This window comes from Gluconobacter sp. P5E10 (assembly GCF_018812145.1).
Lineage (GTDB): Bacteria > Pseudomonadota > Alphaproteobacteria > Acetobacterales > Acetobacteraceae > Gluconobacter > Gluconobacter cerinus.
This window is the reverse complement of record NZ_JACRVZ010000001.1, coordinates 223459-237247: the sequence shown is the minus strand read 5'-3', so window position 1 is coordinate 237247 and position 13789 is coordinate 223459. Positions and strand designations below refer to the sequence as shown.

Annotated in this window: 19 protein-coding genes and 1 tRNA gene; 11 read left to right on the top strand and 9 right to left on the bottom strand. The window is 55.9% G+C overall.

What is annotated here, in order from left to right; all coding sequences use genetic code 11:
* Nucleotides 1–34: 34 nt before the first annotated feature.
* A complete protein-coding gene (locus tag KP707_RS00995) occupies nucleotides 35–886 on the bottom strand; it encodes a retroviral-like aspartic protease family protein (RefSeq protein WP_235271721.1) in 852 nt (283 codons plus the stop codon).
* Between the two features lie 313 nt (nucleotides 887–1199).
* Here KP707_RS00995 and KP707_RS00990 point away from each other — a divergent pair.
* Nucleotides 1200–1276 (top strand) — tRNA-Asp (locus tag KP707_RS00990).
* A 190-nt stretch (nucleotides 1277–1466) separates the two neighbouring features.
* Complete coding sequence (locus KP707_RS00985; protein ID WP_211501888.1) at nucleotides 1467–1712, top strand: hypothetical protein; 246 nt, start codon at nucleotides 1467–1469, stop codon at nucleotides 1710–1712.
* 10 nt (nucleotides 1713–1722) lie between these two features.
* On the opposite strand, the gene KP707_RS00980 is transcribed toward KP707_RS00985, so the two are convergent.
* Nucleotides 1723–2487 carry an ABC transporter ATP-binding protein gene (locus KP707_RS00980; RefSeq protein WP_211501887.1) on the bottom strand — a complete coding sequence of 255 codons (765 nt, stop codon included), beginning with the start codon at nucleotides 2485–2487 and terminating at the stop codon, nucleotides 1723–1725.
* Between the two features lie 4 nt (nucleotides 2488–2491).
* The gene (locus KP707_RS00975; protein ID WP_211501886.1) at nucleotides 2492–3331 is read right to left on the bottom strand and encodes an ABC transporter permease; all 840 of its coding nucleotides are present in this window, start codon (nucleotides 3329–3331) and stop codon (nucleotides 2492–2494) included.
* Nucleotides 3332–3453: 122 nt separating this feature from the next.
* On the opposite strand from KP707_RS00975, the gene queE reads away from it, so the two are divergent.
* From queE to KP707_RS00960, 3 genes are read left to right on the top strand one after another with little or no spacing between them, the layout of a single operon-like run.
* A complete protein-coding gene (queE, locus tag KP707_RS00970) occupies nucleotides 3454–4095 on the top strand; it encodes a 7-carboxy-7-deazaguanine synthase (protein WP_211498841.1) in 642 nt (213 codons plus the stop codon).
* On the top strand, nucleotides 4092–4793 hold the full coding sequence (gene queC / locus KP707_RS00965; protein ID WP_064273714.1) for a 7-cyano-7-deazaguanine synthase QueC: 702 nt from the start codon (nucleotides 4092–4094) through the stop codon (nucleotides 4791–4793). The genes queE and queC overlap by 4 nt, the downstream gene beginning before the upstream one ends.
* Nucleotides 4790–5323, top strand: a complete 534-nt coding sequence (locus KP707_RS00960; RefSeq protein ID WP_211501885.1) for a 6-carboxytetrahydropterin synthase — start codon at nucleotides 4790–4792, stop codon at nucleotides 5321–5323. Before queC ends, KP707_RS00960 begins: the two co-directional genes overlap by 4 nt.
* 6 nt (nucleotides 5324–5329) lie before the next feature.
* On the opposite strand, the gene folE is transcribed toward KP707_RS00960, so the two are convergent.
* From folE to KP707_RS00940, 4 genes are all read right to left on the bottom strand, one after another.
* Nucleotides 5330–5968, bottom strand: a complete 639-nt coding sequence (gene folE / locus KP707_RS00955; RefSeq protein WP_046900061.1) for a GTP cyclohydrolase I FolE — start codon at nucleotides 5966–5968, stop codon at nucleotides 5330–5332.
* Nucleotides 5969–5976: 8 nt separating this feature from the next.
* A complete protein-coding gene (gene folK / locus KP707_RS00950) occupies nucleotides 5977–6864 on the bottom strand; it encodes a 2-amino-4-hydroxy-6-hydroxymethyldihydropteridine diphosphokinase (protein ID WP_211501884.1) in 888 nt (295 codons plus the stop codon).
* Complete coding sequence (gene folP / locus KP707_RS00945) at nucleotides 6861–7625, bottom strand: dihydropteroate synthase (RefSeq protein WP_211498838.1); 765 nt, start codon at nucleotides 7623–7625, stop codon at nucleotides 6861–6863. The genes folK and folP overlap by 4 nt, the downstream gene beginning before the upstream one ends.
* 328 nt (nucleotides 7626–7953) lie before the next feature.
* Nucleotides 7954–8718, bottom strand: coding sequence for a DsbA family protein (locus KP707_RS00940; protein ID WP_167386101.1), 765 nt, complete (start codon nucleotides 8716–8718; stop codon nucleotides 7954–7956).
* A 201-nt stretch (nucleotides 8719–8919) separates the two neighbouring features.
* On the opposite strand from KP707_RS00940, the gene KP707_RS00935 reads away from it, so the two are divergent.
* Complete coding sequence (locus tag KP707_RS00935; protein ID WP_198942079.1) at nucleotides 8920–10314, top strand: gamma-glutamyltransferase; 1395 nt, start codon at nucleotides 8920–8922, stop codon at nucleotides 10312–10314.
* On the opposite strand, the gene fliP is transcribed toward KP707_RS00935, so the two are convergent.
* Nucleotides 10315–11052 carry a flagellar type III secretion system pore protein FliP gene (gene fliP / locus KP707_RS00930; RefSeq protein ID WP_211501883.1) on the bottom strand — a complete coding sequence of 246 codons (738 nt, stop codon included), beginning with the start codon at nucleotides 11050–11052 and terminating at the stop codon, nucleotides 10315–10317. It lies immediately after the preceding gene.
* Nucleotides 11049–11342, bottom strand: coding sequence for a flagellar biosynthetic protein FliO (locus KP707_RS00925; RefSeq protein WP_211501882.1), 294 nt, complete (start codon nucleotides 11340–11342; stop codon nucleotides 11049–11051). Before KP707_RS00925 ends, fliP begins: the two co-directional genes overlap by 4 nt.
* 206 nt (nucleotides 11343–11548) lie before the next feature.
* On the opposite strand from KP707_RS00925, the gene flgB reads away from it, so the two are divergent.
* From flgB to KP707_RS00900, 5 genes are read left to right on the top strand one after another with little or no spacing between them, the layout of a single operon-like run.
* Nucleotides 11549–11941 carry a flagellar basal body rod protein FlgB gene (flgB, locus tag KP707_RS00920; protein ID WP_046900068.1) on the top strand — a complete coding sequence of 131 codons (393 nt, stop codon included), beginning with the start codon at nucleotides 11549–11551 and terminating at the stop codon, nucleotides 11939–11941.
* Nucleotides 11942–11954: 13 nt separating this feature from the next.
* Nucleotides 11955–12362 carry a flagellar basal body rod protein FlgC gene (flgC, locus tag KP707_RS00915; RefSeq protein WP_046900069.1) on the top strand — a complete coding sequence of 136 codons (408 nt, stop codon included), beginning with the start codon at nucleotides 11955–11957 and terminating at the stop codon, nucleotides 12360–12362.
* Between the two features lie 3 nt (nucleotides 12363–12365).
* Nucleotides 12366–12686 carry a flagellar hook-basal body complex protein FliE gene (locus tag KP707_RS00910; RefSeq protein WP_046900070.1) on the top strand — a complete coding sequence of 107 codons (321 nt, stop codon included), beginning with the start codon at nucleotides 12366–12368 and terminating at the stop codon, nucleotides 12684–12686.
* 3 nt (nucleotides 12687–12689) lie between these two features.
* Nucleotides 12690–12962, top strand: coding sequence for a flagellar biosynthetic protein FliQ (locus KP707_RS00905; RefSeq protein ID WP_086633790.1), 273 nt, complete (start codon nucleotides 12690–12692; stop codon nucleotides 12960–12962).
* Nucleotides 12959–13786, top strand: a complete 828-nt coding sequence (locus tag KP707_RS00900; RefSeq protein ID WP_211501881.1) for a flagellar biosynthetic protein FliR — start codon at nucleotides 12959–12961, stop codon at nucleotides 13784–13786. The genes KP707_RS00905 and KP707_RS00900 overlap by 4 nt, the downstream gene beginning before the upstream one ends.
* Nucleotides 13787–13789 lie beyond the last annotated feature (3 nt).

The window sequence follows — 13789 nt, the reverse complement described above, 5'->3', positions numbered from 1 at the left end:
ACTCCGTTAACAGCGCTGACAGGGCGTTCAGGGATTACGGCTGCGAGGCCGTACTCTGGCCCGCGTCTGCAGCAGGAATATCTTTATCATGTTGAGCGTAAAGATAATCATCCCGAGAGATCCAAACCCGGTAATGCTTCAGGAAGTCACTACCCAGAAGAACATCGCTTTCTGAAAGATCATCAACAACATCCAGTCTGATGTTTCTGAAAACAATGTCCCCGATTTCCAGCGTAGAAAAGAAATGCCGGTAGATTTTTATAGGGTCTCGCGTGACCCCGTAGCCAGGCATGACGGGATCATTATTCAGCATAGCCTGAGTGACCCCTGCTCTTCGTGCTGCACTCATTGTCACCAGAGTTGAGGAAGCACCTGTATCCAGGATCGCCTCGGCTGGTTTGCCATTAATCTTGATCTGGAGCCTCGTTTTCAATCCATCTGTCGAAGAGTGGGTCACGGGAATTTTGTGGACTGTTCCGTCCCACCCTGGTGTCGGAAACGAACAGTCTTCCGTGCGAACCAACTGGACAACATGATCAGGCACATCGACGATGGTATCGTAGTTTGCCAGAAATTCCTGCCCGAACAGCCCAACGACAGGCAGACCATCAGCATGCCCCCCAAACTTCCCACCGGCAATGACCGCAAAATTTTTGGCGCTGGATGGCCCCATTTCCAGGCTCTTGATGCGAACAGCCTGAACGAGTTCGCTGCCGCCTACACCCGTCATGGTACCGACCGGCCCCATGACTTCCAGTCCAAACGGCGAAATATAGGCACTCCCGATTACAGAAGTCGTAGCCCCGGTATCGACTATAAGAGCCGCCGGATGCCCATTTATGCCGGCTCGGACAATCGGCGATCCAGACTCATTGATGATGGGCATGACGCCACTGATATACAGCTTGCAATTATGAGGCCCGGTAGGCGCGCAAGCCGATAGAACCCCTGAAAGGAGTCCAACGGCCCCCAATCGCTTCAACACCCGCATTACCGCACGTACCCAATCAAACGTTTCAAACAGTTACACTGTCCGCAGGTCACGTTTTTCCTGCAAGTCATTTTTTTTGTTCGAAAAAAGCATTTTTTTTAAAAACGCTCTTGCCACCCCCAGAGCACGCTGCTAAATCACCGCCACCGACCGAGAGGAAGCCAACACGGCCCCGAACGGACGGTCCAAAGATCGCTTAAAGCGATTTGCGGGTGTAGCTCAGTTGGTTAGAGCGCCGGCCTGTCACGCCGGAGGTCGCGGGTTCGAGCCCCGTCACTCGCGCCACTCTCCTTAAAGAGTGGCCACTAAATCATCCTCCCAAAAAAAATCTACAGTAAAAAACGGGATTTTCCGTCTTTTAGCTTTTCAGTAATTAGCGTTACATTTGGCTACAAAGAGCCTTTAATTTCGTAAGAAATTCTTAACCTCCCAAGCAGAAACTCTAAGCATCCTCTCATCTTCTCAGGATGCACTTATGTCTTCCATTTCTGCTCTTGGTACCGCTTCCAATATGTCGGCACTCTATGCCACAGCAACCGGCCAGAGCTCGAACGCGTCGTCCTCCTCTTCTTCCGCCGAAGAGACAACCACGACGACAAACGCTGATGGCACTGTCACCACCACAGTTACAGACTCGTCCGGCAATATTATTTCTGAAAGCACAACAAGCAGCACGTCTGGAGCCACTGACCAAAGCAGGAGCCTGGATACGATGGCCTGAGCCGTCTCACTCAGGCTGTGAGGTAAACCTCCAGAACCTCACCCGGAGGTCCATCCATCCGGATTTTCCCATTTTCCAGCCAGATAACCCGCGTACACCATTTCCGCATAATATCTGGCTGATGGGTTGAAATCACCAAGATGTCCGCGTGCTGAACCATGGCTTCCAACCGTTCCCGTGCCTTGTTCATAAAGGCACCGTCTCCGGCCAGGAACCATTCGTCCATGAGCAGAATCTGCGGCGTCATGGCTGTTGCTAAGCCAAAAGCCAAGCGAACCGTCATTCCTGAGCTATAGGCTTTGACGGGCATATCCATGTAACTGCCCAGATCAGCAAATGCCTCGACATCCTGATCCAACTGCGCCGTCTGCTGCTTGGAAAGGCCACCGTGCAGCGCAAACAGGCGGATATTTTCGCGTCCTGTCAGCTCCACGTTCATGCCAAGGCTGCTATCCAGCAATGTCCCGATTGAGCCTTCCAGGCGAACACGCCCGTGTACTGGCTCGTAAATACCCGCGAGCGAACGAAGAAGCGTCGTTTTGCCGGCACCATTTCGGCCGATCAGACCAAGCCGCTCACCCGGCGCAAGACTGAAGCTGATATCTTGTAAAACGCTAACAATAGTTCTCTCACGGCCATCCTGAACAAGATGCGCTGCCGGAGAACCAGGACGAAGACTGGATAACCTGTCCCCTACATGCCGCTTCAATGAGCGACTTTGGCCATGGTACAGGGGAAAATCGATCCGAAGCTGATCAACGACAATACTTGGCATTACATCAGATCCAGTATGGAATACGGGCACGCATACGACAGAACAATGCAGCAGCAGCAGCCCAAAGAAGGATGCCCTGTCCGATAGCGGCATACCAAAGAACAGGCCTGACCTCGTACCCCATGAGTGGGCCACGCATGACTTCAATAATGGGGTAAAAGGGATCGAGCAGCAGATATTGGCGCCCGGCATAGATCAGATCGGGCTTCCAGATCACAGGCGTGACGAAAAAGAAGATCTGCAGTAGTGACGCCATGATCGGGGCAATATCCCGAAAGCGTGCCCCCAGCATGCCAATCAGCAAAATGATCGAAAAACTGTCCAGAAGCCAGAGCGGAACGCTCACAAGCAGGCTCCAGCTCTGCTTGGGCCAGATATGATAGATGCCAAACACAACGGCAATCACGACCACGTTGTGAAGCAGCATCAGCACGTTACGGACAATCAGTCGAATAACCGGCAGCGTGGCGGGAATTCTTCTGGCATGGAATAGCGACGTACTCTGAGTAAAAGCCGTTGCGGCATCATTAATGACGCCGCTGACATACCCCCACAATACAATCGAAAGCGACAGGAACGGCAGGTAATGCGGCAGATCCATATGGAAAAGATAGCCGTAGACCACCCCCATGGCTGCCGTCATGATTGCGGTCGAAAGTGTCAGCCAGAATGGCCCCAGCACTGACCCGCGATAACGAAGCTTGATGTCCAGCCAGCCAAGAGCAACAGCCAGTGGCAGCAGCCGAAAGCCGGCCTTCAGGTCATCCAATGCGGCCCGGATGCGGCCGAATCCCTTCTGCGGAGCCAGATCGAGTATGGGAGTACGGGAGTTGCTGTCTTCCATGGGCTTCTCCCTACCATGAAAGACGTTTCTGCCCACCCCTGCGTGCCGTCGAAACGACTGTCCGCAGATAAAAGAATGTTTTCCCTTGCATCTGGCCGCGTCCTCGCCGAAATGCTGCGGTCATGTCTTATGCTGTGAAGGAAATGTTCGTCACCCTCCAGGGAGAGGGTGCGCAGACGGGTCGCGCCTCGGTATTCTGCCGGTTTGCCGGGTGCAACCTGTGGTCAGGCCGAGAGCAGGACCGTGAAACGGCAGCATGCCGCTTCTGCGACACGGATTTTATTGGAACCGACGGTGAAGGAGGCGGCCGCTTTCAGGACGCTGCCACTCTGGCGGATACGATCGAACAATGCTGGCAAAGCGTCGCTGATGCTTCGGGCCGCCGTTATGTTGTGTTCACGGGAGGAGAGCCACTTCTCCAACTGGATGCGGAACTGATTGCTGCCGTGAAGGCACGCGGGTTTGAGATTGCCGTTGAAACCAACGGAACAATCGCCGCACCGAACGGGATCGACTGGATCTGCGTCAGCCCCAAGCCGGGCGGCGCCCTGGTCCAGAAAAATGGCTCGGAACTCAAGCTCGTATATCCCCAGATCGAGCTTCCGCCCGAACTGTTCGACACGCTGTCTTTCCAGCACTTCTGGTTGCAGCCAATGGATGGACCTAACCGCCTGGAGAACACGCAGGCTGCTGTTGCATATTGTCTGGCACATCCGCGCTGGCGCCTTTCCCTGCAAACTCACAAGATGATCGGAATTCCATGAGCAACGCCGCCCTCGTCCTGTTTTCTGGCGGCCAGGATTCAGCAACCTGCCTCGCCTGGGCTCTGTCCCGTTTCGATCGTGTTGAGACGGTAGGTTACGCTTACGGACAGCGACATCTTGTCGAGCTTGAGTGCCGTGACACACTGCGCGCGCAGATGGCAGCCCATTCTGCAGAATGGAAAGCAAGGCTGGGTGAAGATCATACCATTGATCTGGCGTCCCTTGGTGCCCTGTCCGAGACCGCTCTGACCCGAGAAGCCGAAATTGGCTTCAACGAGAGTGGTCTGCCCAATACCTTTGTGCCGGGTCGTAACCTGATCTTCCTGACATTCGCAGCCGCATTGGCTTATCGTCGCAACGTCAAGCATATCGTTACGGGCGTCTGTGAAACCGATTATTCGGGCTACCCGGACTGCCGCGACGATACGATCAAAGCACTGCAGGTTGCCCTGAACCTGGGCATGGACCAGCGCTTTGTGCTGCACACGCCCCTGATGTGGATCGACAAAGCCCAAACCTGGGATCTGACGGAAGAACTTGGCGGAAAAGCGCTCGTAGATCTTATCAATCAGGAGAGCCACTCCTGCTATATGGGAGATCGCACACATCAGCACGCCTGGGGTTATGGCTGTGGCACATGCCCGGCCTGTCAGCTCCGTGCTGAAGGCTGGCGCCGTTATTGCGAGAGCAAAGCATGACCGCAGAACTCGTCTTTACGCGCCGTTTCTGCATGGGCCACAGGCTTATTACTGGCACCAGTGAGAAGTGTGCGGTTCCCCACGGGCATAATGAATATGTGAAGGTGACACTCCGGCCGGTTGAAGAGAAACGGCTGGATGGTCATCAGAACATGATTCTGCCATTCGCAGAGGCCAAAACCCGCTGGCATGACTTTGTGGATAACAGTCTCGACCATGCTTTGCAGCTATCGGAGCAAGACCCGCTGCTGGCATGGTTCCGGGATCACGAGCCTGAACGCGCACGCAGGATCGTCGTCACGCCAGGCGACCCCACGACCGAAGTCATGACTGCCCTTCTGCTTGCCAAGCTGACAGCCATTCTGGCCGATCAGGGCGGAAAGCTCCGTGTTCATGAAATTGAGCTTGAAGAAACCCCGACCAACACGGTCAAGCTCAGCGGCGATCCCTCATTCTATCTTCCGCAAGTCAAGCGCGCTGCCCAAGCCTGCTGGTGGAACCGGGCAGACATGAGCATCTCGGATCTTTAAAGCCTTTCAGCTTCGCAGAAGAGACAGGATCTCCATGCGGGCTGCATGGTCATGCTTCCAGGTTCCACGGGCAATCATTGTAACCGTAGTGGAACCAGGCGAGCGTACACCGCGCATACTCATGCACATATGCTCGGCTTCAATCACAACGAGCACAGCTTCCGGCGCCAGCACATCTTCCATGGCCTGCGCGACCTGATCGGTCAGGCGCTCCTGCAACTGGGGACGTCGAGCAAAACCTTCCACAACGCGCGCCAGCTTACTAAGGCCCGTCAAACGCCCGCCTGCCGGCAGATAGGCCACATGCGCCTTACCGTGCACCGGAAGAAGGTGATGCTCACACATGGAATGGAAATGAATATCTTTGACGATAACAGCACCGTGGTGCTGATCTGCTGAGAACTGCGTCTTCAGATGATCGCGCGGGTCTTCATACAGACCTTCGAACACTTCCAGATACATCTTCGCCACGCGCTGAGGCGTGTCATGTAAGCCCTCGCGTTCCGGATTTTCCCCGATCGCTTCCAGAATTGTGCGAACTGCGCCCGCAATCCGCTCCTGCGCATCGGCAGGCCGAGACAAGCCTTCGAGCGGGCGCAGATCTTCATTGCTGGCTTTTGCAGCCGTGGCGTTCCGGTCAGTCATGTCGGGTTTCAGGCTCCTTCGTTCCCCGAAGCGGCACGATCCGGGTCACGCCGGGTCACATCTCCGCTGGTTCGAGGCAGGACTGCTAGCGCGTCCGCCACCCGACGTCCACCAATCACACGCTCTGCCGCTATTTCCGCCAGAGGTTCGAGAACAAAGGCCCGCTCAAACAGATGACGATGCGGCAGCGTCAAAATGCGGTCAGAAATACTGCATTCATCATAATGAAGAAGATCAATATCGATGGCCCGTGCGCCCCAGCGGACACCCGGCTGCCGACCCAACTCCCGCTCAATCCGCTTACAAATCGCCAGCACCGCATGAGGACGCAGCGTTGTCTGACCCGTTACACACAGATTGACGAATCCCGGCTGATCGATCCCACCCCACGGTGCACTATCGTACAGGGAGGAGACGTTCAGAAGCTGCAAGCCACTCTCCAGAGACAGGCAATCTGTTGCGGCTGCCAGAATTGCCTCACGGTCCCCCAGATTGGCGCCCAGCGAGAACGCAACCTCATGAACCCGCTGGCGCTCAACTGTCGTCGCGGTTTCCGATACGGGATAGGGCACGGGTGCAGACGGCTTGCGCACGGTCACAAGAACCTGCTCAACACGACCCAAACGCCTCAAAACCTCATCAGCAATCCGTCCCGCCAGGGCCTCTATCAGGCCCATGGGCTTTCCGGTCACAATGTCAGAAGCGATATCGCACAAAGTGCCGTAGCAGACGGCCTGAAGGTAGTCGTCTGTTTCGATAGCCCCTGAGAGATCTGCACGAATCTCGATATCAATGATGAAGCGTTGCCCGATCCGGTTCTCTTCCGGCAACACGCCATGATAGCCGAACAGACAAAGATCCCGGACAAAGACGGCAGTCAGCTGGGCGGAAATCATTTACAGTCCTTCAGGATCTGGCGCATTGCCAGCGCGTCTGCATGCTCCCGAACGTCATGAACACGCAGAATATCAGCGCCAGCATCTGCACCGAAAAGATTGGCAGCCAGGGTTCCCGCCAGCCGTTCATCTACAGGACGGCCCAGAAGATATCCAAACATAGACTTCCGGGAGAGCCCCAGAAGAACAGGCAGACCATACTCCTGTTTCAGGATACCCAGGGAAGCCACTGCCTGGACGTTCTGATCCTGTGTTTTTCCAAAACCAATTCCCGGGTCCAGAATCAGGAAGTCTTTCTTTACCCCGGCCTTCTCAGCCAGATTGAGTGAATGATCAAAAAACCGGCGCCAGTCCGCCAGTAGATCCAGTTGATCATCGCAATCATGCCGGTTGTGCATGAGAACCGCCGAGGCTCCCCTGTCTGCCACCACGAACGCCATATCTGGATCGGCCTGAAAGCCCCAGACATCATTGATAACTCGTGCGCCCGCCTGAAGAGATTTCCGAGCGACCACGGCTTTCGTTGTATCGACCGAGATTGGAACGCCCTCAGGCGCAAGACGGTTAATAATCGGCTCAAGCCGTGCCCATTCCTCATCGGCCGGCACTGAGCGAAAACCAGGTCGCGTTGACTCCGCCCCGATATCCAGAATGTCGGCACCGTCAGTGAGCATGGACCGGGCGTGTGCCAGCGCTGTTTCCGGGGCCTGAAAATGACCGCCGTCAGAAAACGAATCCGGCGTAACATTCAGGATACCCATCAATAAGGGCTGTCTTCCTGAAGGGGAGCCAGAAAGACGTGAAGCGCTATTTTCAGACGGAAACAGAGAGAACAGTTTCGATATACCTTGGTGCGAGAAGAGCCTGAGAATCCCAGCTTCTTCCACTGTAAGAGACCTGCATCGTAGTCCGCCCGCATGTGAACGGACAGTGGCGAAGTTTCCGCCTTGCTACATGGAAGACGATCTTCACGAGAACGCTTCCATGCTCATATGGCACTCAATTACGGCACTAATTGGGATCCGAAATTTACGCTTTTCACATTCCCGGCGATGGCCCTTCCGGCACCGAAGATTTTCTCTTAAGGGTTCAGGATTTTCTAGCCTGCTCCAGAAAGGCTTCCATCTGCTCTTCATTAAGAGCACCTGGAGCAACGGCAGCCGAACCGAAAATAAACGTCGGCGTCCCGTCAAGATTGATGGCACGGCCCTGATCCAGATTGGTCGTGATCAGAGCGACAGTCGCAGGCGAGCTCATATCTGCTTTCAGGCGATCGGCATCCAGACCGTTTGCCTTCGCAAGCTCCGTAATCCGTTCCATGGTCGGCTTGGTGGTATCCGCCATCAGGGCCTGACGCATCACGTCATATTTCCCCTGCGCGCTGGCAGCGAAAATGGCCCGGCTATCCAGCACGCTGCCGCTTCCCAGAACTGGAATAACCTTTTCAACCAGACGGACATCCGGATGACGGGCCAGGAAACGATCAACTTCCGGCATCATGGCCCGGCAATATGAGCAGCGCGGATCAAAGAATTCCACCACGGTAATTTTTCCGTGCGGATTACCGCGAACAGCATAGTCAGGAGCCGTCTGCAGGTCATGCAGATGCGTTTTTACAGCCTCAAGAGCCGAATCCTGCTTCTGCTGCTCCGCTTTCTCTCGCAGGGAGCGGATGGCATCCGTCAGAATGGAAGGATCTTCTTTCAGAGCCTGCCGAAGGATCTGAACCACTTCGGCACGCTGTGCAGGCGTAAAGTTTTCTGAGGGGCTTCCCGAAGCGGCCATCGCAGCATTCCCGTAGGAAGAAAGCGCAGCAAAAACGGCGAAAACCGTTGCGGACAGGCGATGTTTCACAGAAGGCTCCGGATTGCAGAAGACGCGGCACCGTAACTGTCCGCGGCCATTAATGAAAGACTGTCACAAAGAGAAGCGACCAAGACCTCTCCCACAACAGAGGGATTACCGTTATGACTGAGCAAACTGAATGTGAGGTCTCTTCCGAATGGGGAGCATCTCACTTGCCGGACCCGAGACCAGATAGTGGAGAAACGCCAGGTGGCGCACCGTCGAAACCAGATTTCCCTCCGCGGCTCCCGTAAGGCAGGCCGCGTGTCGTTCCACCTTCTGGCTTCGGTAGCCTCAGGGCTCCTGCTGACTGCCTGCTCAAGCATTCCTGGCTTCACGTCCCTCGTGGGCACAGCTCCTGCCCCGGCTCTCACAGGCAGCATCGGCACAGTGGTCGCTGACGAACCACAGGCAGCACTTGTTGGCCACGATGTTCTGGCACGCAAAGGCAATGCTGCAGACGCCGCAGTGGCCACAGCCATTGCCCTTGGTGTGACCCTTCCCTCCCGCGCGTCTCTGGGCGGTGGAGGCGCATGCCTCATATCCCAGCCCGGCGCCCCTGCTCAGAGCATCAGTTTCCTCCCCGCTGCTGGTAGCAGTGCAGGCGGCAATCGCCCGGCATCCACGCCTGCCACGCTTCGCGGCCTGTTCCTGATCCATCACCATTATGGCTCGGTTGAATTCAACGACCTGATCGCCCCCTCGATGAACCTTGCCAGCAACGGTATCACCGTGAGCCGGGCTCTTGCCTCTGATCTGGCGGTCGTACGCACTGCCCTTCTGGCTGACGAAAATGCACGGGCGATCTTCGGTCGTGGCGAAGCTGGAACCCTGACTTCTGGCGATACTCTGATCCAGCCTCGTCTGGCTGGCTTCCTGGAGCGTGTTCGGTCAGCAGGCGTTGGCGATTTGTATAACGGTGCCTTGGCGGACGTTTACAGCACAGCCGCTCAAAAAGCTGGTGGGGGCCTCAACACCAGCGATCTACGCAGAACGCTGCCGGTTGAGACGGTTGCTCTTACCACACAAGCCAACGGCATCAGCGCTTCGTTCCTTGCCCCACCCGCTGATGGCGGCCTTGGCGCAGCCATTCGCTATACGACCGGTTCATCTGCTCAGGGCGCTGTCAGCGCCTGGCGCGCTTCGGGCGCAACGGATGTCGCTGCCGCACAGGCGGCTCTGGATAACGGCAAGACAGGAGGTAGCGCTCTTCCTGCACTTCCAGCCTCCACATCCTTTGTCGTCACAGACCGTAATGGCATGGCCGTTGCTTGCAGCCTGAGCGAGAACAATCTGTTTGGAACAGGTCGTATCGCTGGCAGCACGGGCATCGTACTTGGTGCATCTCCCGCCGCGACACCTCGCCCCCTCCTCGCAGCGGCAATTCTGAGAGACCGTCGCGGATTGAAGGCTGCGATTGCGGCGTCCGGCCAGAATGACGCTGCGGATGCTGTGGGCGATGCGGCACGAGCTGCAACTCAGGGGGCAGAAATTGCCCATTCCGGCGCAGGTCGCGTCAACGCAGTAACGTGCACTGACGGCAATAACTGCCACGGAAACACCGATCCGCGCGGCGCAGGCCTTGCCGCCGGAACAACGAACTGATTACCCGGTAAAGCTTCTTACAAGGCTCCCCGCCACCAGTGACCAGCCATCGACGATTACAAAGAAGATCAGTTTGAAGGGCAAAGACACTGTGCTGGGGGGGAGCATCATCATGCCAAGGCTCATCAAGACACTCGAAACAACGAGATCGATGACGAGGAATGGCAGATACAGCAGAAATCCCATTTCAAAACCGCGCCGCAGCTCTCCAATCATGAACGCCGGCACAAGAACACGCCACGGTGTGTCCTCAATTTTTTGAGGCGGCTTTTCATGAGCAATGTCCAGAAAGGTTGAAATGTCTGCAGGCCGTGCCGTAGCGGCCATGAAATCATGAAAAGGCTGCACAGACCGGCTTAACCCTTCCATCTCACCAACCTGCCCCGCCATCATGGGAGCAACGCCTGTATCCCAGGATTTCTGAAGCGTAGGCTGCATCACAAATAACGTCAGAAAAAGCGCCAACCCGATCAGAACGGTGTTCGGCGGCGTGCCCTGCGCGCCGAGTGCGCTTCTGAGCAACGACAACACAATCACGATCCGCGTAAAGGCTGTCACCATCACCAGAAGACTGGGGGCAAGCGACAAAACGGTGATGAGGGCACTGAGCTGCACCAGCCGGCTGGTCGTTCCAGCCCCGCCGGACTGCCCCAGATCAATACTGACGGCCTGAGCATATGCCAGATGCGGACACAACAGACAGAGCAGGAGCGCAAACAGGAGAAGGCAGGACTTCACGAAGCCTCCTCCAGTGCTGTAGCAAAACCGGTTTTGTCACCATGCCATTCCAACAGTACGTCCTGACTGCCACCAGTCAAAACCAGAACTTCGCGGCTACCGTACCGTATGACTGAAAGTCGCCGGGTGCGATCCAAGGCCATCTGTCCCACAAGAGACAGCCCCGCACCGGACTTTCCATGCCCTCCCTGGCGAGAGCGGGCGGCCTTCAGCAAAGGCTTCAGACCGACAAGAAGCACTATTATGAACATTAACGCCGAACAGGCAGTTAAACCGTCATGGAGGGTCATGGCACCGTATTTCCTTCACTTTGGAAAAGAGTGCCGGACAAAGATTAATAGACGCCTAATAGCGGCGGGAATTCTGCTCATCACGCGCCCGATTATCATCGGAGGCCGGAGAATCATGGATGCTATCAACCATTCATTAAGCACTTTCCGCCATGATCAACTCTATCGGGCCGAAACAGGGTTCTGCATGGAGGGAAACTGCAGCAATGCGCAACACGGACACCACAGCGACCAGTGGCACAAACCTGTTTGCCCTTGGTCAGGACCGTCTGAACTGGCTTCAGGCGCGTCAGCAGGTTCTTGCAGGTAACATCGCCAATGCAGATACCCCTGATTACACGCCCAAGGATGTCTCCCCTTTTGAAGCGGCATTAAGCCAGTTCGAGATCACGCCCACGGCGACGCAACCTCAACATATAGGCTCATCAGCCTCCGTCACGCATGTGCAAGACGTTGAAACCGAGCAGTCTCTGGATGGCAACCAGGTTTCCCTCGATCAGCAGATGGAACAGGTGGCAGACGTGAGCGACCAGCAGCATCTCGCAGTCAATATCTACGGAAAATACATGAGCATGTTTCAGACAGTTCTCGGCAAATAAGGGGAGCTGACCCATGAACCTCTCCAACACCATCGGCATTTCTGCCAGCGGGATGGATGCTCAGGCACAGCGCCTGCGGATTGTGGCCGAAAACCTTGCCAACCAAGACACGACAGGCTCCACACCCGGCGCGGATCCCTACCGACGAAAAACCATCACTTTCGCAGAACACGTGGACAACGACACGGATCGTTCCACCGTCGATGTGCAGGAAATCGGCCGGGACATGTCTGACTTCCAGACGAAGTATGACCCGTCTCATCCAGCGGCCAATGCACAGGGCTATGTGAAAATTTCCAACGTGGATTCAATGGTGGAGATGATGGACATGCGCGAAGCCGAACGCTCGTACGAAGCCAACCTCAACACTATGCAAAGCACCCGTACCATGCTGTCCCGCACACTGGACCTGTTGAAATAACTCATGATCACGTCCCTCTCCCAAGCGCATAGCGCATATGCCCAAAGCCTTCAGAGCCGTTTTCAGACTGGAGTGACGGACGACGTTCCTGATGGCACGGCTGCCTCAGGCGATTTCGGCTCTGTCATGTCGCAGGCCGTCAGCAGCGTCATCAACACTGGCCATGATGCAGAGGCACAGTCTGCTGCCGGACTGCATGGCGGCGGGGACATGACCCAGATCGTCACAGCCGTATCCAACGCCCAGCTCGCGCTTCAAACATCCACGGTTCTTCGAGACCGAATGGTGCAGGCGTACCAGGACGTTATGAAAATGACGATCTGACCAATGCAGGCAATCGATCTGGGCGCGATTCTGGAGCAGACCTTCATTGTCGCCCTCAAACTGAGCGCTCCGGCTCTCCTCACTGCGCTGGCCGTTGGTCTGTTGGTGTCACTCTTTCAAGCCGTCACGCAGCTGAATGAGAGCACATTGTCCTTTGTCCCCAAAGTGATCGCCATCGGTGTTGTCATGGTGATGGCAGGCTCCTTCATGACGGCAACCCTACTGACGTTCACCCGACATCTGTTTGATCAGCTCATTCTCGTCGGAACAACGTGACATCGTTTCCTTTTCCAACGGATCTTTCAGGACAGGCTCTGACAGAATGGGCCTTGGCGTTTGTGCTGGTTCTTTGCCGAACGGGTGCAACGGTCATGGTGATGCCAGGACTGGGGGAACAGTCACTTCCCATGATGATCAGAGCAGGAATTGCCCTGACGCTTACCTTTCTGATCCTTCCCTTGGTCCTCCCTCTGCTGAACACTTCGCAGCTCGACACGGTCGGCCCGATAGCGCTCGCAGGAATGATATCTGTGGAGCTTTTCGCTGGCCTTCTGATCGGATGGATTGCACGCCTGATTACGATGGCGCTCCCCATTGCTGGTCAGATGATCGCCATGTTCATTGGTATTTCCAGCGTGCTCCAGCCAGACCCCGACCTTGGCTCCAGTAGCTCAGCGCCCGCACGCTTCATGAATCTGCTCGCACCTCTGATCCTGTTGATCACCGGTGCCTACCTTCTGCCAATCCACGCAGTGATTGGCAGCTACAGCCTCATTCCGCCGGGAGGGGCGCTCATGAACCATGCTGCAGTTCCACACTGGCCCATTCTGGGAGATGCCGCTCGCAGTATTATTCAGATGACGGGCAAGGCTTTCACTCTTGGCTTGGAACTCAGCGCTCCATTTCTGATCCTGTCGCTCGTCTGGGAAATGATGCTCGGGATCATGACGAGGCTGCTCCCAAACCTACAAATTTATAATGCCGCGAACCCCTTACAAATGTTGGGGGGCATTGCGCTGCTGGGGTTAACACTCCAGGCCATGCTGACAGTCTGGCAAGGGCAGGCTTTTGATGTGCTCCGCGCACTGCCGGGGCTTTAACGC